The 20,463-nt window shown below is 35.7% G+C and carries 19 protein-coding genes and 1 pseudogene; 13 read left to right on the forward strand and 7 right to left on the reverse strand.

The annotated features are described in order from the left end of the window. Positions 1-2: 2 nt before the first annotated feature. From J3D55_RS04680 to J3D55_RS04720, 9 genes and pseudogenes are all read left to right on the forward strand, one after another. On the forward strand, positions 3-872 hold the full coding sequence (locus tag J3D55_RS04680) for a DUF2589 domain-containing protein (RefSeq protein WP_259128536.1): 870 nt from the start codon (positions 3-5) through the stop codon (positions 870-872). A gap of 15 nt (positions 873-887) precedes the next feature. Further along, a complete protein-coding gene (locus J3D55_RS04685) occupies positions 888-1,619 on the forward strand; it encodes a hypothetical protein (RefSeq protein WP_259128537.1) in 732 nt (243 codons plus the stop codon). Continuing rightward, positions 1,619-2,197: a hypothetical protein gene (locus J3D55_RS04690; protein ID WP_259128538.1), complete on the forward strand. Its 579-nt coding sequence runs from the start codon at positions 1,619-1,621 to the stop codon at positions 2,195-2,197. Before J3D55_RS04685 ends, J3D55_RS04690 begins: the two co-directional genes overlap by 1 nt. Positions 2,198-2,209: 12 nt before the next feature. Continuing rightward, positions 2,210-2,824 carry a hypothetical protein gene (locus J3D55_RS04695; protein ID WP_259128540.1) on the forward strand — a complete coding sequence of 205 codons (615 nt, stop codon included), beginning with the start codon at positions 2,210-2,212 and terminating at the stop codon, positions 2,822-2,824. Further along, on the forward strand, positions 2,724-3,467 hold the full coding sequence (locus J3D55_RS04700; protein ID WP_259128541.1) for a S8 family peptidase: 744 nt from the start codon (positions 2,724-2,726) through the stop codon (positions 3,465-3,467). The genes J3D55_RS04695 and J3D55_RS04700 overlap by 101 nt, the downstream gene beginning before the upstream one ends. A 5-nt stretch (positions 3,468-3,472) precedes the next feature. Beyond that, a complete protein-coding gene (locus J3D55_RS04705) occupies positions 3,473-3,676 on the forward strand; it encodes a hypothetical protein (protein ID WP_259128542.1) in 204 nt (67 codons plus the stop codon). 71 nt (positions 3,677-3,747) lie between these two features. After that, positions 3,748-5,946: a M1 family metallopeptidase gene (locus J3D55_RS04710; RefSeq protein WP_259128543.1), complete on the forward strand. Its 2,199-nt coding sequence runs from the start codon at positions 3,748-3,750 to the stop codon at positions 5,944-5,946. Between the two features lie 186 nt (positions 5,947-6,132). Next, positions 6,133-6,960, forward strand: a complete 828-nt coding sequence (locus J3D55_RS04715) for an endonuclease/exonuclease/phosphatase family protein (protein WP_259128544.1) — start codon at positions 6,133-6,135, stop codon at positions 6,958-6,960. Between the two features lie 127 nt (positions 6,961-7,087). After that, positions 7,088-8,951 (forward strand): annotated as a pseudogene (locus J3D55_RS04720) (M1 family metallopeptidase). Between the two features lie 60 nt (positions 8,952-9,011). Here J3D55_RS04720 and J3D55_RS04725 read toward each other — a convergent pair. From J3D55_RS04725 to J3D55_RS04750, 6 genes are read right to left on the reverse strand one after another with little or no spacing between them, the layout of a single operon-like run. Next, entirely contained in the window at positions 9,012-9,863 is an 852-nt protein-coding gene (locus tag J3D55_RS04725; RefSeq protein WP_310466776.1) for an IS3 family transposase, read from the reverse strand. Between the two features lie 14 nt (positions 9,864-9,877). Further along, positions 9,878-10,312, reverse strand: coding sequence for an IS630 transposase-related protein (locus J3D55_RS04730; protein ID WP_259128546.1), 435 nt, complete (start codon positions 10,310-10,312; stop codon positions 9,878-9,880). A gap of 33 nt (positions 10,313-10,345) precedes the next feature. Continuing rightward, entirely contained in the window at positions 10,346-11,077 is a 732-nt protein-coding gene (locus J3D55_RS04735; protein ID WP_259128547.1) for a response regulator transcription factor, read from the reverse strand. Then, complete coding sequence (locus tag J3D55_RS04740) at positions 11,074-11,859, reverse strand: sensor histidine kinase (RefSeq protein ID WP_259128548.1); 786 nt, start codon at positions 11,857-11,859, stop codon at positions 11,074-11,076. The genes J3D55_RS04735 and J3D55_RS04740 overlap by 4 nt, the downstream gene beginning before the upstream one ends. After that, on the reverse strand, positions 11,838-12,509 hold the full coding sequence (locus J3D55_RS04745; protein ID WP_259128549.1) for a hypothetical protein: 672 nt from the start codon (positions 12,507-12,509) through the stop codon (positions 11,838-11,840). Before J3D55_RS04745 ends, J3D55_RS04740 begins: the two co-directional genes overlap by 22 nt. Positions 12,510-12,546: 37 nt before the next feature. Further along, positions 12,547-13,101 (reverse strand): hypothetical protein, encoded by a 555-nt coding sequence (locus J3D55_RS04750; protein ID WP_259128550.1) that lies wholly within the window; start codon positions 13,099-13,101, stop codon positions 12,547-12,549. A 192-nt stretch (positions 13,102-13,293) separates the two neighbouring features. On the opposite strand from J3D55_RS04750, the gene J3D55_RS04755 reads away from it, so the two are divergent. Beyond that, positions 13,294-13,998: an FKBP-type peptidyl-prolyl cis-trans isomerase gene (locus J3D55_RS04755; RefSeq protein WP_259128552.1), complete on the forward strand. Its 705-nt coding sequence runs from the start codon at positions 13,294-13,296 to the stop codon at positions 13,996-13,998. 198 nt (positions 13,999-14,196) lie between these two features. Here J3D55_RS04755 and clpB read toward each other — a convergent pair whose 3' ends face one another. Next, entirely contained in the window at positions 14,197-16,725 is a 2,529-nt protein-coding gene (clpB, locus tag J3D55_RS04760) for an ATP-dependent chaperone ClpB (protein ID WP_374759463.1), read from the reverse strand. A gap of 317 nt (positions 16,726-17,042) precedes the next feature. Here clpB and J3D55_RS04765 point away from each other — a divergent pair, with 317 nt between their 5' ends. The 3 genes from J3D55_RS04765 to J3D55_RS04775 all read left to right on the forward strand — a co-directional run bounded on the left by J3D55_RS04765 (position 17,043) and on the right by J3D55_RS04775 (position 20,390). After that, on the forward strand, positions 17,043-17,633 hold the full coding sequence (locus tag J3D55_RS04765) for a TetR/AcrR family transcriptional regulator (protein WP_259128554.1): 591 nt from the start codon (positions 17,043-17,045) through the stop codon (positions 17,631-17,633). 355 nt (positions 17,634-17,988) lie between these two features. After that, positions 17,989-19,308 carry a phenylacetate--CoA ligase family protein gene (locus tag J3D55_RS04770; RefSeq protein WP_259128555.1) on the forward strand — a complete coding sequence of 440 codons (1,320 nt, stop codon included), beginning with the start codon at positions 17,989-17,991 and terminating at the stop codon, positions 19,306-19,308. After that, positions 19,305-20,390, forward strand: coding sequence for a 2Fe-2S iron-sulfur cluster-binding protein (locus J3D55_RS04775; RefSeq protein WP_259128556.1), 1,086 nt, complete (start codon positions 19,305-19,307; stop codon positions 20,388-20,390). The genes J3D55_RS04770 and J3D55_RS04775 overlap by 4 nt, the downstream gene beginning before the upstream one ends. Positions 20,391-20,463: the final 73 nt, after the last annotated feature.

Consider the following 20,463-nt stretch of genomic DNA (forward strand, 5'->3'; position numbering starts at 1 on the left):
ACATGGAAACATTAAAGTCGGTGTTAGAAGCAAACTACACCAAGAAAACAAAAAATGAATTAATTGACCTTTTAACAGGATTAGAAAAATCATTAACACCTGCAGTTTACGAAAAAGTTTCAGGAATCGAAACAGGTGAATTGGCTGGTCTCTCAAACAAAGAATTACTAAGCATCATCGATGATTTCAAAAAGAATTACGATGAAAAATGGGAAAAATCTTTCGCAGCAGTTTCTTCAGAAGTATTGAAAATGATTGCTGGAAAAATGGCTGCAGATGATCAGGTTTTCAAAACTTCGGGTGCAGAAAGTGCAGACTTCGCAGCAGAATTGGGAAGTATCGATTTCGCAAAAATCATCGGAGGTCCGCTTAATGCTTGTGTTACGGCTCAGTCAAACGCTTCGATCAGTACAGTAAACTTCATCAAAGAAGTGGGTTTCGAGAAAGACGGAGACGATGACAAACTTCGTATGGCGGAATTTAAGTACAAAAAAAATGTACCCAACCCGAATTACAAAAACGAAACCGACACTCCGAACGAAGAGCCAACAATGGAGCAGGAAGTTGAAATTACCGTTCCTTTCATCGCTTTATTGAACGTTCCAAGCTTTAGAATTGAAACTTGTGAGGTTGATTTTAACGTAAAATTAAATTCAACATATACAAAAGACGTAAGCGACGAATTCGGCATCAAAGCTGGAGTTTCAGGAGGTTTCGGACCCGTAAAATTCAATGTAGACGTTTCTTACAAAAGAACTTCAAGCACAGGAATTAAAGTGGAAAAAGAATATTCTCTTGGCGTAAAAGTGAAGGCTACCAACGACGAAATGCCTGCAGGATTGGAGAAAGTTCTTGGATTGCTTGCTCAATAAAAACTTCTACGAGAAATGATTAAATTATCAGATTACCTGAATTATCTCAACAATGAGATAATTCAGGCTCGTAAAAAAGCAGACGAAAATGCGATCGAGATTGCAAAAGAGTATGCGCAACACGAGTATTTAAAGTTTTTTAAAGTTCCGAGATATTCGCTTCCGAGCGTGAAAATGGATATTCCCATCAAAATTACCGATATTGATTCTGATGCGGATAAAAATTTCCCTCTGAACGAAACCAAGCTGATTCAGGATGTGAATGAGAGAATTCTTGTCGTGAATAAAGAAAGACAATTGAATATCAAACCGATTTCAATAAGAAATATTCAGACTGAAGATTTTAAATATTTATTGAATAACGTAAGAGGAAACAGCAGACTGGAAACAGGTAGACTCTCAAAAGTTGAAGCAACGACACAAACTCCGGATATAAAAACTCCGCCTACAAGGGCGATTGCTGCAAATCCGTCAATTCCTACAAAACCTGTAGATAAGCCGATTGAAGGAACTTCTACAGAAGAAGAGTCTCAGGTTTTAGCAGAGATTTATACGAATATTTTGAACAGATACAGTTTAATCAATTCAAAATTAAACAATATTTACATCGATCCGAATACCAATTCTGCCGAAGACAAGGATAAATTATTCATCAATCTTCATGTAGAAATGGAAGAAGAAGGCATCAGAATCGTGTCTTATCAGGATAAAGACGGAAAAACCATCGAACAAATAACTTTTGAGTAATGCAGGAACTCGTTCATCATACGATACAGAAAATTCAGGAATTGCTGGAACATTTTAATAAAGTTCAGGAGCTTTATCTGTCGAAGTCTTTCGATTTTGATGGGCAGTTTGAAGCGTTTCTTCATGAATTTTTAGACTATTTAAAAACAAAAGGAAATACAACCTACGAATCCGAAGTTTTGAAAGTTATGAATATGATTTCTACTGTAAAAAGAGGTTTTAATCCTGTACAAATGGAAAAAATTGCCAGTGGAAAACGCGAACTTCTTTGGGGGTTTTCATTTAACGGAATGGAAAGCATTCACGGATTTTTGATGGAAATGTACGCCAAAGAGCAAAAGAAACTCGATGAAGCGGAAGAATTGCTTTCCGGATTGGTGGTTTCTTTATATCAAAACGGAATTTTGGATGATAAGATTGTACAAGATCTGAATTCTGTTCCTAAAATTGAAATATTCTGGACTTCACTTGTGAATCAAAACACGCAGATTTCCGGGATTAATAAAAAACTAAGACTGACTATGATTTCGGAAGATATTTTCCTTGTGTTGGAAAAAGTGCTTTTGAAATTACTTTAAAAACAAATCGCCATGGAAAAAGACAGATACATTGTTGTTCTTGAAGATCAACAAAAAAATTCCCTCAAAAAAGTGGAAAATGAGCTGGAAGTTACCATCACCTCATCAGAATTTTTGTCATCAGAAAATCGATCTTATGACGTAATCGATAATAATAACGGGGTTTTGTATAAAAATCTGGGAATTCTTGTTGTAGAAAATATGGATGAAGCACAACTGAAAAGTGCTGTAAAAAACGATTCGAATCCGATCGTTTATTTTGAAAAAGAAAGAGAATTTTTTTCGGCTGATGAATTATCAATTATTAACGAATTGAAAAAACAATCTGCAGAAATTGCCGACAAAATCACCGAGCTGGAAAAATATATTATAAATAAACCGCTGCCACAAAAACCTTTGGTAGAAATGGAATGGGGCTTAAAAGCTCTTGGTCTTGGAAATTCCCTGTACACGGGAAAAGGTGTTGATATCTGTATTTTGGATACTGGTCTTGAATTATCACATCCGGATTTTTCAGGAAGAGAAATTGAAGGAAAATCTTTCATCAGCGGAGAAGACTGGAAACCGCGATCCCAATGGTCACGGAACACATTGCGCCGGAGTTGCCACCGGAAATATAAGACTTGACAACGGAAAACGCTACGGAATTGCCAAAGAAGCTAATTTAAAAATAGCAAAAGTCCTTTCCGATGCAGGAAAAGGAACAACAAGCAGCGTGATTGATGCGATTGACTGGGCGATTACAAAGAAATTCAGGATTTTATCGCTTTCATTGGCTTCTGCAACAAAACTGAACGACATACCTTCACCACTTTTTGAAACCGTGGGAGCAAGAGCGTTGGAAAATAATTGTGTAATCATCGCAGCAGCAGGAAATGACAGCAGTCGACCTTCTGTGCCAAAACCTGTTTCTTCGCCAGCAAATGCAGTTTCGATTATGGCTGTCGGAGCGATCGACGGACAAATGAAAATCGCAAAATTCTCCAACGCAGGATTGAACCCTACAACGGGAGGAAATGTGAATATTTGCGCTCCCGGAGTTGATATTATCAGTTCTTATCCTAAGAATTCGAAAAATAAAAGCAGTAATTATTATGCGATGAGCGGAACAAGTATGGCGACACCACACGTTTCGGGACTCGTTGCATTGTACATGGAACAGTTTCCTGAAAAATCTGCCAAAGAAATCTGGGAACTCATTGAAACCGAAGCAAAACCGATAGAAGGACTGAAATACAGAGACATCGGAAGCGGATTAATACAAGCATAAAAAAAATGAAAACATATTTAGCAGTTTTAAAAAAAGACATCAATCTTAAAGATCTTGAAAAAGAACTGAAAAAGAAAAATATAAAACTGGCGGCTCACTACAAAACCATCGAAGTAGTAAAACTGGAAAGTGAGTTGCCGGTTTCTGAAAAAGATTTTCACGATTATTTTCTTTCGGTGGAAGAGGATAAGGATAATTTAACAATATAAATTGATACATAAGACTTTTCTGTTCCGGAGAAGTCTTATTTTTGTTTACTTTGTTAATAAAAAAAAATAATATGAATTTTAAAATTCCAACCCTTGTTTCTGCTTTGGCGGTGATGTTTTTTTCACAGTCGGCTTTGGCTCAGGAAGCACCAAAATATGATTATGTAGAAGCTTTTAAGCCGTTTTTCTACACGCAAACCGGCACACCGACACGATCTGCAAGCGGACAGCCGGGATATGCTTACTGGCAGAATTCGGCAAGTTATAAGCTGGATGTAAGTCTTAATGAAGCTAAAAATGAGATTACAGGAACAGCGGAAATCACTTATACGAATAACAGTACGGATAAATTAGGATTTCTTTGGTTACAACTGGATCAGAATTTATTTGAGAAAAATTCGAGAGGAAATTCTGTAGTTCCGGAATCAGGAAGCAGAAACGGAGCTCACGGTGAGGAATTTGAAGGCGGTTACAAGATAAAGTCGGTAAAGCTTGATGGTAAAGACGTAAAATATACCGTTACAGACACCAGAATGCAGATCGATCTTCCGAGTGAGTTGAAAGCTGATGGAGGAGTCGCAAAAATTACAATCGAATATTCATTCCTTTCTCCAAAATACGGATCCGACAGAATGGGAATTCAGGATACTAAAAACGGGAAAATCTTTACGATTGCGCAATGGTACCCGAGAATGTGTGTGTATGATGATGTGTTGGGATGGAACACGCTTCCTTACTTAGGAGCGTCAGAGTTTTATCTGGAATATGGAGATATTACAGCAAATATCACCGTTCCTGCGAATCATTATGTTGTCGCTTCAGGAGAATTGCTTAATGCAAAAGAGGTGTATTCTAAAGAAGAAAACAGCAGATGGGAGCAGGCAAAAAACAGTGATAAAACGGTAACAATTCATTCTGAATCTGAAGTTGGGAAAAATCAACAAACAGGAACAAAAACATGGAAATTTAAAATAGAAAAAGCAAGAGATTTTGCTTGGGCATCTTCTCCGGCTTTTGTTTTGGACGCCGCAAAAATTAATCTTCCAAGTGGAAAAAAATCGATGGCAATTTCAGCATATCCTGCAGAAAGCGCTGGAGAAAAAGCGTGGGGAAGATCTACAGAATATACAAAAGCAGCGATCGAGCATTATTCTGCAAAATGGTATGAATTTACATATCCCGCAGCAACCAACGTTGCCGGAAACGAAGGCGGAATGGAGTATCCCGGAATCGTTTTCTGTAGTATGGATTCTAAAGGAAGCGAACTTTGGGGCGTTACGGATCACGAATTCGGGCACAACTGGTTTCCAATGATCGTTGGTTCTAATGAAAGATTATTTGCATGGATGGATGAAGGTTTCAACACATTTATTAACGGGCTTTCAACAGAAGCTTTCAACAAAGGAGAGTATTACGAAAAGAAAAATATCGCTCAGATGGGAGGTTATATCATGAATGACGGTTTTGAGCCGATCATGGTAGGTCCGGATAATATGAAGGAAAACAGCATCGGAGTTTTAGCGTATTTCAAACCTGGAATGGGATTGGAAATGTTAAGAGAATCGATTCTTGGACCAGAAAAATTTGATAAAGCATTCAGAACTTATATCCAAAGATGGGCTTTCAAACATCCGACGCCGTGGGATTTTTTCCACACGATGGAAAATGTTTCGGGTGAAGAGCTGAACTGGTTCTGGAGAGGTTGGTTTATCAATAAATGGAAAATCGATCAGTCGGTGAAAAACGTGAAATATGTAAACGGAGATTTCAAAAACGGAGCTCAGATTACAGTTGAAAATATCGGTCAATTACCGATGCCTACAACCGTTCAAGTGAAATTCAAAGACGGAACAGAACAAATTGTGAAATTACCGATTGAAGTTTGGAAAAGAAACAAAGAATGGACATTTAAAGTGAATTCAACCAAAGAAATTGATATGGTAAAACTGGATCCGAATTCTCAGATTCCGGATGTTAACAGTAAAAATAATACATGGACTTCTGCTGATGCAAAACCTGTAGAGAAGGTTAACACGAAAGATTTCACCGGAACGTACGGAAGCAAGGATATTCCTATTAAAATTGTATTTACAGAGAAAAATAATCAACTTTTTGCGCAAGCAACTGGTCAGCCGGAATTTGCTCTTGAATATACAGGAAACAATACATTTACATTCGATCAGGCGCAGATTTCACTGACTTTCAGTCAGGATAAAAAAGTGATCACTTTTAAACAAGGTGCAAGGGAATTTAAATTTAATAAAGAATAAATTTTTTAGCCATTAAGATCTGGTTATGAAAAATTATCCTTGTCAAGGTTCAAAACTGACAAAACAAAGACTCCGGGAATTTTCCGGAGTTTTTTTATGAATTTAATTTAATAGGAAAACTTTCATATTCATAGCTTTCTCTGCTGCAGAAGTTTTATTTTTGTTTAATTTTTTAAATTAAAAATAATGAATTTCAGATTTTCAATCGTCTTTCTGATGGCTTTTGCATTGGGTTTTTCACAGGATCTTAAAGTGATGAGTTTCAACATCAGACTGAATGTAGATTCCGACAAAGAAAATTCGTGGACCAACAGAAAACAGGAGGTTGCAGATTTACTGACGTATTATCATCCCGATTATTTCGGTGTTCAGGAAGCGCTTCCGGAGCAGATGAAAGATATTAAAAGTGGAGTAAAAAATTACGATTATGTAGGAGTGGGAAGAGATGATGGTAAAGAAAAAGGTGAATTTTCTGCGATTTTTTATGATACCAACAGACTTCAGGTGTTGAGCTCAGGAACGTTCTGGCTTTCTGAAACTCCTGAGAAACCATCAAAAGGTTGGGATGCTGCTTTGAACAGAATTTGCACGTATGCGGTTTTTAAAGATAAAAAATCAAAGAAAGAATTTATGGCGCTGAATCTTCATTTTGATCATGTCGGAAATATCGCAAGAGTGAAATCTTCGGAATTAATTTTAAAGAAAATCAAAGAAATCAATCCTAAAAATTTGCCTGTAGCATTGAGCGGCGATTTTAATTTAACGGAAGATTCAGAACCTATAAAAATTATTTCGCAGAACTTACAAGACACGTATTATCATTCGGAAACGAAACATTACGGACCAAAAGGAACATTCACAGGATTTAATGTAAACGAAGTTCCAAAAAACAGAATAGACTATATTTTCGTAAAAGGTTTTAAGATAAAATCTCACCGACACATCAATGACAGAAGAGAAAATCTGTTGTATCCATCGGATCATTTTCCGGTGTTGGTGGATTTGCAGTTTTAATACTTAAATGAATTACTGCAGTTTTCGAGTAAAAATGTGGTATGAAAAATTATACAAACGGTAATAATTTTGTTGCCGTTTTTTGTTACTTTTATGTTAAATTAAATACTTATATAAAAAGATTTTAATGAAAAGATTGGTTTTGGGTTTATTGCTTTTGGCTTCATGGCAATTTTCCGCGCAGGAACTTTATATGCCGAGAAATATAAAAAAAGCATACGAAAACGGAACGCGTGATTTGTCGGGCGCTCCAGGAAAAAATTATTGGCAGAATAAAGGGATTTATAATGTTGAGGTGAAGGTTGATGCAGGTTCAAAGATGGTTTCAGGAAAAGAAACGATTGTCTACAGCAACAACAGTCCAAATGATCTGAATGAATTAGCTATAAGATTCGTTAATAATTTACATAAACCACAGTCTCCAAGATCAGGAACGGTTTCCAAAGATTTTTTGTCGTCGGGTTTACATATTAAATCATTTGTTGTAAATGGTGAAAAGTATACTGTAGACAGTGACGATTGGGGAACGGTTGAAAAAGTAAAATTAAATTCAGCTTTAAAAACCAAAACAAAAGCAGAAATTAAAATAGAATGGGAATATCCGTTATCGGTACAAAGTGGAAGAGAAGGGCAGATTGATCCTGAAACTTTTTATGTGGCGTATTCTTTCCCGAGAGTTTCTGTTTACGACGATTACAACGGTTGGGATATGCTTCCTCATTCAGACAGACAGGAGTTTTATAATGATTTTAATGATTATAATTTTGCGATCACCGCTCCGAAAAATTTTGTTGTTTGGTCGACGGGAGATTTCCTGAATCCGGATGCGGTTTCTTCAACCTGAATACTTAAAAAGATATAAGTCTTCATTAAAAAGCGACAAGGTAATTCATGTTGCTACAGAACACGAAATGAAGTCTGGAAAAGTAACAAAACAGAATAAATGGAATGTCTGGAAATTTAAAGCCACTCATATCACAGATTTCTGTTTTGCATTGAGCAATCATTACGTTTGGGATGCGGCAAGTGTACAATTAAAAACAAAGAGAACGAGTGTTCAAGCAGGTTATAAAGCCGATGCAAAAGACTTTGAACATTATGTGGAATGGATGCAGTATAATCTCGACTGGTTCTCAAAAAAATGGCCGGGAGTGGAATATCCTTTCAATGCAATGACCGCAATTCAGGGATATGCAGACATGGAATATCCAATGATGATCAATGATTCAAGTATTCCCGATGATTTTCAGGATGCGAGATTAACGGCAGATCACGAAATTGCACATACCTATTTTCCTTTCTACATGGGAATCAACGAAACGCGTTACGCTTTCATGGATGAAGGTTGGGCAACGACGCTGGAATATTTAATTGGAATTGATGAAAACGGTGAAGCAAAAGCAAAAGAATTTTATAAAAATTTCAGAGTGAAAAGATGGATCAATGATCCTTCTTCGGAACAAGATCAGCCGGTTATCACGATGAGTACACAAGTAAGCGGAGCAGGATACGGAAACAATTCTTATGTAAAAGCATCGTTATCTTATCTGGCTTTGAAAGATTATTTAGGTGATGATTTATTTAAAAAAGCATTACATCATTATATGGATAACTGGAACGGAAAGCATCCGATTCCGTGGGATTATTTTTATTCGATGAATACGGGTTCTGGGAAAAACTTGAATTGGTTCTTCAACAATTGGTTTTACACCAACAATTATATCGATCTGAAAGTTGTAAATGCTTCTCAGATGAATGATCTTCTTACCGTAAATGTGGATAATGTAGGAGGTTTTGCGATTCCTTTTGATGCGGAAATCAGCTATGAAGACGGATCAGTTGAAAAACTGCATTTTTCGCCATCAGTCTGGGAAAAAGATCAAAAACAAACGATGTTGACCGTTCCTATCAAGAAAAAAGTAAAATCTGTAAATCTGGATGGCGGTATTTTTATGGATTATACGCCGAAAGATAATTTGAGAGATTTATAAGATTGATTTCAATGTCCCGTCCTAAAAATCCGATACAGATTATAGGTCAAAAATAATTAATTAAACCAAAGCAACAACGTTTTTGCTTTGGTTTTTTGTTTTATAGGTTTTCATTTGCAATGTTTGTTGTTGGTGCATTTGGTTTGGAGTTAGGTAATGGTTTGAAAAGTGAGGACGCAATTCATTGTAAATCTCTATTGATTCATCTACTATTTTTCTTCTCAACGGTGTTTTAAGATCATATTTATCAATATCAAATTCTTGTTTTAAAATACCGTTTATCCTTTCTGCTACGGCATTCTCATAAGGATCTGAGTTTTGCGTCATACTGCATTTGATGTCGTTTCTTTCCAATATTTTTTGGTATTCGTTCGAGCAATATTGTAGACCACGGTCAGAATGGTGTATCAGCGATTCTACATTCACTTTTTTATTTTTCAAAGCTTTCTTTAAAGCAATCAAACTACTTTCTGTATTCAAATTGTCTGCAACGTGATGTCCTACGATTTTCTTGGAATAAGCATCTGTTATCAGACTTAAATAACTGGGATTTGCCCTGTTTCCAATATAGGTAATGTCTGCAACCCAAACTTGATTCGGTTTGGTGATCTGATAATCCAATATCATGTTTTTATGCTTTCTGAAGCGATGATGCGAATTTGTCGTGACGTGATAACTTCTCTTGGGAATAATCAGTAAATGATTGGCTCGCAAAATGTCAAAGAATTTATCTCTGCCAATATTCAATAATTTCAGAGGTTCTTTTAACATAAAATACAATTTCTTACCACCAATTTTTGGCTGCATTATACGCTTTTCCTTCACCAAGGCGACTACCTGCTGAGCTTTGCTAATGCGCACGGTGCTTCGTTTTAAACTTCGATAATAGACTTGTCTATCCAATCCGGACAATCCGCAGGTGAAAACTAAAGTTTCTTTTTCTGTTCTGCGGAAGTTGCTGATTGTGCGGATGCGGAGTTTTTTCGTATATCAATCTGATATTCACTCTCCGCAAGATCGATCATCATATCGAAGAAAATTGCTTTTTTATCGGCAATGTAGGCTTGGCTTTCCAGGAGTGCTTTTTGTTTTTCGAGCACTTTTACTTCAGCCTCCAATTCCATAATTCTTTGTTCAGGAGTTTTTTGCATAGAATCCGGTGTTTGATTGTCCCAATCAAAGTTACCATATTTTCTGAGCCAATTTAAAATAGTAGAACGAGATTGTATCGCATATTTCTTACGACATTCGGTAATTCCCAACTTACCAGACTCAATTTCTTTTACAATCTGAAGTTTCAAACTCAAACTGTAATCTTTCTGTGTGCGCTTTAAATAAAGCGTTTCTAAATGTTCTTTCATAACGATTCTTTTTTTTGTATCGCTATTTCAGGACTAGACACAATTAAAAAATAAAATCCTTTCCATTAATGTTGGAAAGGATTTTTTATTTAAGTTAAAATATGAGTAATGTGTTTTGTAAATTAAGATTCCGCGAAACCGTTTTTGATGGCGAAAACAGCCAATCCGACGCGGGTTTTCAGGTCTAATTTGTCGCAAAGCTGATCTCTGTAGCTTTCCACAGTTTCTTGGGCTGCAGCACATTTTGTCGGCGATTTCTTTGTAGCTCAATTCGGTTACGGTGTAGGTCAAAAATTCTTTTTCACGGTCAGAAATCCTTACACTGTTTTTCGATTCTTCATTATTCATGTTGGAGAAAATGATTTTCGATGCCCATTCCGGATAGAAAAAACCATCAGAATTCAGTTTTGTAAGAGCGGTTTCGAGGTCTTTTGGATGGGTGTTTTTCAACAGATAACCTTTTGCTCCGTTTTTTATCATTTTAATGACACTTTTATCGTCACCCTGCATGCTCAAAGCCATTACTTTAATGTTGGGATGATGTTCCTTAAGCCAAAGTACGGTCTCAAAACCATCCATAATCGGCATACTGATATCCATTAAAATAATGTCCGGAATTTTACTGTTGTTTTCAAATTTCTGAATGAGATCTTTGCCATTTTCGGCAACATAAATGACTTCGAATTCTTTAAAATTATCAATAATTCCTTCTAAAGCTTTTGCGATAAGTACGTGATCGTCAACAATCACTATCGTTTTTTTCATGGCTGTCTTTTTAAAATAATATTGAGCGTAGTTCCCAAATTTTTCTGACTTTCGAGGCTGAAATTCGCCCCGATAATTTCGGCTCTGTTTTTCATGTTGGTGAGGCCGATTCCGTTTGATTTTGTGTTCGATTTGTCGAATCCAACGCCGTCATCGTGAATGTTCAGTTCCCAAAGAGATTCTTCAGAAGTATTCAGATTAATGAAAATATTCTTACACTTAGCATGTTTTATACTATTTTGAATAAATTCCTGAGTGATTCTGAGTAAAACATTTTTATGGGCAAACCCCAAATCAAGCTGTTCGAAGTTGTGTTTAAAACTTACCATACATTTTTTAAAACTGTTGGTATTGTCTACTTCTTCCTGAATTAAAGTTACGATTTCCTTCTGACTTATATTATCATCGGTCAAAGTTTTTGAAAGACTCCTCAAATCCTGCAAAGATTGATTGATGATCTGCGAAACCTGTTCTATTCTTTCACTTACTTCCGGAACTTTATTTTCATATAAAAGTTGTTGGGTGTAAAGGCTTACAAGGGTTAATTTTTGTCCGATATTATCATGAAGTTCTCGCCCGATCTGCTGCATGGTTGCCTGTTGGATCTCCAATTGTGTTGCCAGCAATTCTTTCTGGTGAATCTCATTTTTTATTTCAATTTCATTTAAATATTCCTTTTTGCGCTGCTTATATTTTCGGATGTAAACAATGATCGCTGCTACAAACAAAACGAAAAAGACATTAAATAAAATCAGTGTGATTAAGAGTTCCGCTTTCCCCATATGAATGAAATTGAAAATAATGTATTCATAACAATTATTGCTACTAAAAAGCCAACATAATAAATATCATAAATTTCTTTATAAATATCAGAGATTTTTCGATAAAATTTAAGCCATTCAAAGAACGTCCAAAAAGGTAATGTTCCGATATAGAACAAAGTTACTCCAAGATTAATGTAAAACATTCTGTTTTTGTCAAAATCAAGTATATTGGAAGAATTAATCTGTTTATTATATTCCATGACTACCAGAATCATTAGAAGAAGGCATCCTAAAGTATAGTTGAGCGAGAGCATTATTTTATGGGCTGAAGGAAAAAATACCTCACTCGGAATAAATGAAAGGACATATATTGAAGATAAGCCTATGAAAAGTTTTGGCCTGTTAAAAGATTTCGCAGCATACAACCAATAAAAAAATATAAACTGTACAGGAATTACAAGATAATTATAAAAGGCAGACTTATCGTAATCTATAAAATTAGATCCCCATTTCCCAACCGCCTCAGCAAGGAAAATAAAAATCAGATAATAGACAAAGTACTTCCAATACTGGTTTTTTATACGATTGTAATATAAAATTGACACGAAGGCTGCAAGTCCTTCTGCCCAAAACATTACTTCTTGTACCACTATTTGGAACTCTATCATTGTACTATCTTTAATATAATTTTAATTTATTTTTTTCTTAAAATGATTCAGTTTTTGTGCTATCTGGTGGAATAAGGTTGCCATGATTCTGACAAATAACGTTGCCTGCTAAATTGGCAGTTCTTGCCGATGCCATCGCCAAAAATTCTCCTTCTCCCGTTGTGCTTAAAGGATTGAAGTCATAGCTTAACATTGCGCCTTCTTCATCTTCCATTTTCAGTGTAGGAACTAAAACCAAAGTATGTTTTTCAGCATATTCCGTTCCGATTGGTGTATTTGCCATAATGCTCCAGTTGTTAACGGTCGGATAAGCAGCGTAATAAAATCTGATTCCTAAATCTTGATCTGTAACGTTCGGATTGTTTTTCAGTGTTTCGGTTTCAATATCTGAAATGAACTTTTTCAATGTTGCTAAATCGAAATGGATAGAATGTGCATCATCAATTCCTAATTGGTCTTTTACAGCCAGTAAATGATTTTTTCTGTAGTTGTCTACCAAAGTCTGGATAAAATCACAAGTCATCGTGTTTGGCTCTGAGCTTAGCTCAAGAGCTTCAACTTCTAAATTGTCTAAGTTAGTGTTTGTTTTCATAAAGCTAGTTTTATAGGGTAAAATGTTAGTTGGTAATGCAAATCTCGGGAAAAAATATGTTCTTACGACACGGTTTTTTCCTGTTTATTTATGGGGTTTTTACGGATTGTAAATTTTAATTAAAATTATAAAGAATTTGGATAGATTTGCACGATTATTTAATTCATTAATCATAAACAATAAAATTATCAAATGAAAAGACAGACTATCGCATTATTTTGCATAGCAGTATTTAGTATTTCATGTGCTAAGAAAGAGGAGACTAAAGTGGATAGCAAATACACGGATGACCAAAAAGCTTCTTATTATATAGGTTTAAGTATTGCTCAAAACATGAAACAAGAAGGATTCAAAGTAGATGCAGATCTTTTGGCTCAGGCTATTAAAGAAGAAATGGATGGGAAAAAAAAGTTGATGCCGGCTGAAGAAATGGATGCCTTTATGCAGGAGTTTATGCAGAAGCAACATGAAAAAAAGCAAGCTGGATCGGGGTTACAAGCAGATGAAAATAAGAAAAAAGGTCTGGATTTTCTTACAAAAAATAAAACAAATGCTAAAGTGAAGACCACAGCTTCAGGTTTACAATATGAAGTGTTGCAGGAAGGTGATGGTAAAACAAAACCAAAAGCGTCAGATGTTGTACAGGTAAAATATACTGGAAAGCTTCTGGATGGAACTGTTTTCGACTCTACTGACAAAAATGGAGGCGCACCAATGGATATTAATCTGGACGCAGTAATCAAAGGATGGACAGAAGGGATCCAACTCATGAGCAAAGGATCTAAATACAGATTTTACATTCCTTCAGAGCTGGCTTATGGAGATAACGGTGCGGGACCAGCAATTCCTGCAGGCGCTACCATCATTTTTGATGTAGAATTAGTGAATATAAAATAGAAATATTGTTGATTGTAAGGTCGGCAACAATTGAATTTGCTTATTTTAGGGCTGATGTGTTACAAATAAAATTTCCGCAGATTTTGTCTGCGGAAATTCTTTAAAAATAATTATATATGAAAAAAAACTACTTATTTTTCTGCAGGTCTGAAAACCAAACCTGTTTCCTCGAAATAATCCAACGTGATTCTGTCGCCGTCATTCACGGTTTCCAGCCAAAATCTCTTTGGATAATTTATTAAGAACTTCCTGTTGAATGACTCTTTTCAAAGGTCTTGCTCCGAAAGCGGGATCATATCCTTTATTCATCAGATAATCCAACGCATCCTGAGTGGTCGTCATCACAATGTTTCGTTTTGCCAACAGATCATTGTAACCTCTCAACTGATACTGAACGATTTTTCCAATTTCTTTTTTTCTTAAAGGCTGGAACAATACCGTTTCATCAATCCTGTTCAAAAATTCCGGACGCAACGTTTGTTTCAACAAATCAAAAACCTCAATTTTGGTTTTATCAACAATTTCGTCTTGATTTTCTTCGGTAATATTCTCAAAATTCTCCTGAATGATATGCGAACCGAGATTCGATGTCATAATGATAATCGAGTTTTTGAAATTCACGACTCTACCTTTATTATCCGTCAAACGACCATCGTCTAAAACCTGCAACAACGTGTTGAAAACATCAGGATGCGCTTTTTCAATTTCATCTAAAAGTACGACTGAATAAGGTCTTCTTCTCACGGCTTCCGTCAATTGACCACCTTCATCATATCCAACATATCCCGGAGGCGCACCTACCAATCTTGAAACCGAATGACGTTCTTGATATTCACTCATATCAATTCTCGTCATATTGTTTTCGTCGTCGAATAAAAACTCCGCTAAAGCCTTTGCCAACTCAGTTTTACCAACTCCGGTTGTTCCTAAAAATAAGAATGATCCGATTGGTTTTTTCTCGTCGCTCAGTCCCGCTCTGTTTCTTCTGATCGCATCTGCAACCGCTGTAATGGCTTCGTCTTGACCGACAACTCTATGATGAAGTTCGGTTTCAAGATGTAATAATTTTTCTCTTTCGGATTGAAGCAATTTTGTAACAGGAATTCCTGTCCATTTTCCGATAACTTCTGAGATGTTGTCTGCGGTTACTTCTTCTTTTATTAATTCATTCTGGTGGTTTTGCATCTCCAATTCAAGTTTTTGCAAAGCATCTTCTTTCTCTTTTATTTTTCCGTACTGGATTTCAGCTACTTTTGCGTAATCTCCTGCTCTTGAAGCTCTTTCTGCTTCTAATTTCAAAGATTCTATATCTTTTTTGATGGATGTTAAATCCTCAGATTTCTGTTTTTCTTTCAGCCATTTTGCATTAATTTCATTTCTTTCTTCAGAAATTTTCGAAATATCCTCTTTTAAATGGTCAATTTTTGTCTGATTTCCTTCTCTTGAAATCGCCGCCAATTCAATTTCCATCTGCATTAATTTTCTGTCTAAAACATCGAGTTCTTCAGGTTTTGAATTGATTTCCATTCTCAGCTTAGCCGAAGCTTCATCAATCAAATCAATTGCTTTGTCCGGTAAAAATCGGTCTGAAATATATCGTTGAGACATTTCTACGGCAGCAATAATTGCCTCGTCTTTGATTCTTACTTTGTGGTGAGCTTCATATTTATCTTTAATTCCACGAAGAATGGAGATCGCAGATTCGGTATCCGGTTCTTCCACCATTACTTTTTGGAAACGTCTTTCTAACGCTTTATCTTTTTCAAAATATTTTTGATATTCATTTAAAGTTGTCGCACCGATCGCTCTTAATTCTCCTCTCGCTAAAGCTGGTTTAAGAATATTTGCTGCATCCATTGCACCTTCACCACCTCCGGCTCCAACCAAAGTGTGGATCTCGTCGATGAAAAGAATAATTTGTCCGTTAGATTTTGTAACCTCATTGATGACTGATTTCAAACGCTCTTCAAATTCGCCTTTATATTTTGCACCGGCGATCAAAGCTCCCATATCCAATGAATACAAAGTTTTATCCATTAAATTTTCAGGAATATCTCCGCTGATAATTCTGTGTGCAATTCCTTCTGCGATGGCAGTTTTACCAACACCAGGTTCACCAATCAGAATAGGATTGTTTTTTGTTCTTCTTGAAAGAATCTGCAACACTCTTCTGATTTCTTCATCACGCCCGATTACAGGATCAAGTTTCCCTTCTGCAGCGAGCTCGTTGAAGTTTTTAGCATATTTTTTCAAGGACTGATACGTTTCTTCTGAGCTTGCAGATGTCGCAGTGCTCCCTTTTCTTAATTCTTTAATTCCGCCTTCCAGAAGACTTTTGGTCACGCCCATATCTTTTAGCGTTTTAGAAACTTCTGAACTGGTTTCTAAAAGAGAAAGCCATAAATGTTCGATGGTCACGAATTCGTCACCCATTTTTTTAGCGATGTTCGGAGCATTCAGTAAAACTTTATTTGCCGATTGTGAAAGGTAAATGTTTCCGCCTTGGACTTTCGGAAGTTTTTCAAGATTTTCACGGTTGCGTTCTCTTACCAAAGTTGCATCTGCTTCAGATTTTTTTAATAAGAAAGGCGATATATTTTCATCCACCTGAAAGATTCCTTCCAGTAAATGTTGAGGTTCAATACTTTGATTGCCAAATTCCATCGCCACTTGCTGAGCAGCCTGGATGGCTTCCTGTGATTTTACAGTATATTGGTTTAAGTTCATATTCTTTATGTTTTGTGGTTTTTTACTTTTTTAAAAAACATCAAGAAATCAAATTCTGAGGCTCAATTTCTTAATGCTTTATCAATCATTTAATTCTGAAACCATTACCGCAAAAAGTGTTCTATTGTTGAATTTATAAAAAATTAAGACAAAATTTCCGAATTATGTATTTTGAATTAAAATTAAAACGACAAAATTTCTGATTTATAATAATTCGAATGAAAATGATGGAAAAACCGTCAGTTTTAAGATGTATCCTAAAACTTTTATAGCTTTTGTGAATCAAAAAACGACATATTAAATCAAAATAGTTACTTTTGCGTTTTACAATGGAGCTTAAAGAAAAACAAAGAAAAATATTAGACGTTGCGGTAGAACTTTTCAAGGAGAAAGGGTATATGGGCAGCTCTGTGAGAGACTTGGCAACAAAGCTCAACATAAAAGCGGCTTCTTTATATGCACATATCCGTTCGAAGGAGGAAATTCTGGAATGGATTTGTTTCGGAATTGCACACGAATTCTTTGCTGAACTTCAGGAAGTAAAAAATACCAACGTTTCTCCAAGAGAAAAATTAAATTTATTCATTGATAAACATTTATCAATTGTTCTCAGAAACCGGGACGTCACACACATTTATTCCAATGAATGGAAACATTTGGAAGAAAGGCTTCCTGAATTTGTGGAATTAAGAAAAAATTATCAGCAGGAAGTGGAAAAATTGATTTCTGAAATTTATCATGCTGAAAATTGGGAATTAAGATCACCTACTTTTACGACAAGATTTATCCTTCATACGTTAAACAATTCTTATTTCTGGTTCAAAAGAAACATTGAATCGACTACTGAAATTACCGATGAGATAAGGGATAAAATTCTTTTTGGTCTTTTAGGAAATCACAAGCAATAATTTTACTTAGTTATATATTCTATAACTATAGTCTATGTCATTCCATAGGAATCTCAACTGTTATTGTAAAAACTATGCTTAGATTCCACGTTCCACTCTGAATGACAAACTTTGTGGATACGATACTTACTTTTTAAACAGAATCTTTGTCATTCTGACGAAGGAAGAATCTAAGCTTTATTACTAGAGATTCTTCAATACTCCTTTTAAATGAGAAACTAAACGCAAAGTTTTTCTCAATCTAAACCTCAACCTCAAAATTATTTAGAATCATTCAAAATATGACAAAAATCATAAAAATTTTGCCATGTTCCAAAATCTTTTTAAATTTACACCTAACAAATGTTAGTTAGTTATGAAGTTTGATGTTGAATATTTAAATCTTAACCAATTAAGAAAGCTACAGTCGGAAAGATTGGTGAATTTAGTGGGTTATCTTGAGGAGAAGTCGGATTTTTATAAAGGAAAATTTGATGAATTAGGAATATCAACTGGGGAAATAAGGACAATTGAAGATATTTCAAAATTGCCTATCACATACAAGCAAGATTTAAGAGACAATTATCCGTTCGGATTATTTACGGTTCCAAAGAATGAATTACAAAGAATTCATTGTTCAAGCGGAACAACGGGAAAACCAACAGTTGTAGGATATACAAAAGAAGATGTTGATTTATTCAGCGAAGTTGTTGCAAGATCTTTGAACGCAGCAGGAGCAAAACCGGGAATGCAGTTACATAACGCCTATGGATACGGAATTTTCACTGGCGGACTTGGGCTTCATTACGGAGCAGAGAAATTAGGAATGAGCGTTCTTCCAATTTCTGGTGGAATGACAGCAAGACAGGTTGATTTAATTATAGATTTTAAACCGGAAGTTATCTGTTGCTCACCATCTTATGCTTTAACAATCGCTGATGAATTTGCTAAAAGAGGAATCTCGGCAGACGAAATCAGTTTAAAATATGCCGTTTTGGGTTCAGAACCTTGGACGGAATTGATCAGACATCACATCGAAGAAAGATTGGGCGTTCATGCAACCAATATTTATGGGTTAAGTGAAATTATTGGTCCTGGAGTTTCGATGGAAGATTTTGAGGAAAAAGGAGGTTCTTACATTTGGGAAGATCATTTTTATCCTGAAATTTTAGATCCGATCACAAAAGAGCCTGTTCCTTTTGGTAAAGAAGGCGTTTTGGTGATTACGACTTTAACGAAAAAAGCAATGCCGCTTTTACGTTATTGGACGAACGATATCACAAGTCTTTACTATGAGGAAAACTCAAAAAGAACAATGGTGAAAATGAAACCAATTCTTGGAAGAGCCGATGATATGCTGATTGTGAGAGGCGTAAATGTTTATCCAAGTCAGATTGAAGAAACGTTTTCTCATGTGGAAGGGGTGGTTCCGAATTATTATTTAACACCAATTGAGAAAGAACAAATGTGTGTAGCGTTGGATATTGATGTTGAAATTGATGATGAATTTGTGAAAGCGCAACAAATTGAAATAAATACCGATGATTATGCTATTTTTGTCGGAAACTTTGCAAAAAGTATAGAAAACGAAATAAAAAAACGAGTAGGAATCACCACGAAAGTGAAAATTCATGCTCAGGACAGTTTGCCTAAGTGCGAAGGTGGAAAAATTAATAGAATACTTAAAACAAAATGAATTCATTTTATAAATTAAAAACGGTAAGGGTTCAGAAAGATACCAACGATGCAGTGAATGTAGCCGTTGAGATTCCTGAGGAACTGAAGGATAAATTCAGATTCAAGCAGGGGCAGTATCTTAACTTCCGAATGATGATCGACGGAAACGAAGAGAGACGTTCTTATTCTATCTGCAATGCGCCAAGTGAAAAAAGCAACACGCTGGAAGTATTGGTGAAATTGTTAGAAAACGGAAAAGTTTCAGGGTATTTCAACGAACATCTTCATATGGATGAAGTCCTGGAAGTGATGCCTCCGATGGGTGGTTTTAACACATCTTATCACCCGACAAACGTAAAAACTTACGTTGGTTTGGCTGCAGGAAGCGGAATTTCTCCAGTGTTGTCAAATATTAAAGAAAGTCTTTTCCAAGAGCCGAATTCTAACGCTTATCTGTTCTACAGCAACAGAAGTATGAATCATGTGATGAAAAAGGCTGAGATCGATAAATTGGTTGAAACTTTTAACGGTAGACTGAAAGTTGTTTATTTAGTAAGCCGTGAGCAGCATGAAGACCCGATTTTTGAAGGTAGAATTTCTCCTGAAAAATTAGATTTATTATTTGAAAGATATGCAGATATCGACGTTAGAGAATCTACATTTTTCATTTGCGGACCTTCAGAGATGATTAAAGGGATCGCAGATTATTTAAAGAAAGAGAAAAAAGTACCTGCAATTCAGGTTTTATTTGAATATTTCACTGCTCCTGACGAAGAGAATTCTGAGGAAATGAGTGATGAATTCAAGGCAATTGCCAATTTAGAAAGTATGGTAACGGTGATTATCGATGATGATGAATATTCGTTCCACCTTAATTCTAAAAAAGAGAGTATCTTAGATAAAGCATTGAAAGACAATCTTCCCGTACCTTTTGCGTGCAAAGGAGGAGTTTGTTGTACGTGTAAGGCGCAAGTGTTGGAAGGAGAAGTTTTCATGGAGAAAAACTACGCGCTTACCGAAGATGAAGTAGCCAGAGGTTACGTTCTGACGTGTCAATGTCACCCGACAACGAATGTGGTGATGCTTAATTATGATGTTTAATTAATGTAACTTTTTACCAATTGATATTATAAGAAATCAATGAAAACCTTTTCAAAATATCTTTTTTCATTTT

Origin of the sequence: Chryseobacterium ginsenosidimutans (genome assembly GCF_024807225.1) — a bacterium.
Lineage (GTDB): Bacteria > Bacteroidota > Bacteroidia > Flavobacteriales > Weeksellaceae > Chryseobacterium > Chryseobacterium ginsenosidimutans.

Bases quoted from the DNA above. Each gene is read 5' to 3' on its own strand.
- J3D55_RS04680 (WP_259128536.1), top strand. From the start codon at position 3: ATGGAAACATTAAAGTCGGTGTTAGAAGCAAACTACACCAAGAAAACA.
- J3D55_RS04685 (WP_259128537.1), top strand. From the start codon at position 888: ATGATTAAATTATCAGATTACCTGAATTATCTCAACAATGAGATAATT.
- J3D55_RS04690 (WP_259128538.1), top strand. From the start codon at position 1,619: ATGCAGGAACTCGTTCATCATACGATACAGAAAATTCAGGAATTGCTG.
- J3D55_RS04695 (WP_259128540.1), top strand. From the start codon at position 2,210: ATGGAAAAAGACAGATACATTGTTGTTCTTGAAGATCAACAAAAAAAT.
- J3D55_RS04705 (WP_259128542.1), top strand. From the start codon at position 3,473: ATGAAAACATATTTAGCAGTTTTAAAAAAAGACATCAATCTTAAAGAT.
- J3D55_RS04710 (WP_259128543.1), top strand. From the start codon at position 3,748: ATGAATTTTAAAATTCCAACCCTTGTTTCTGCTTTGGCGGTGATGTTT.
- J3D55_RS04715 (WP_259128544.1), top strand. From the start codon at position 6,133: ATGAATTTCAGATTTTCAATCGTCTTTCTGATGGCTTTTGCATTGGGT.
- J3D55_RS04730 (WP_259128546.1), bottom strand. From the start codon at position 10,312: ATGAAAGAACATTTAGAAACGCTTTATTTAAAGCGCACACAGAAAGAT.
- J3D55_RS04735 (WP_259128547.1), bottom strand. From the start codon at position 11,077: ATGAAAAAAACGATAGTGATTGTTGACGATCACGTACTTATCGCAAAA.
- J3D55_RS04740 (WP_259128548.1), bottom strand. From the start codon at position 11,859: ATGGGGAAAGCGGAACTCTTAATCACACTGATTTTATTTAATGTCTTT.
- J3D55_RS04745 (WP_259128549.1), bottom strand. From the start codon at position 12,509: ATGATAGAGTTCCAAATAGTGGTACAAGAAGTAATGTTTTGGGCAGAA.
- J3D55_RS04750 (WP_259128550.1), bottom strand. From the start codon at position 13,101: ATGAAAACAAACACTAACTTAGACAATTTAGAAGTTGAAGCTCTTGAG.
- J3D55_RS04755 (WP_259128552.1), top strand. From the start codon at position 13,294: ATGAAAAGACAGACTATCGCATTATTTTGCATAGCAGTATTTAGTATT.
- clpB (WP_374759463.1), bottom strand. From the start codon at position 16,725: ATGAACTTAAACCAATATACTGTAAAATCACAGGAAGCCATCCAGGCT.
- J3D55_RS04770 (WP_259128555.1), top strand. From the start codon at position 17,989: ATGAAGTTTGATGTTGAATATTTAAATCTTAACCAATTAAGAAAGCTA.
- J3D55_RS04775 (WP_259128556.1), top strand. From the start codon at position 19,305: ATGAATTCATTTTATAAATTAAAAACGGTAAGGGTTCAGAAAGATACC.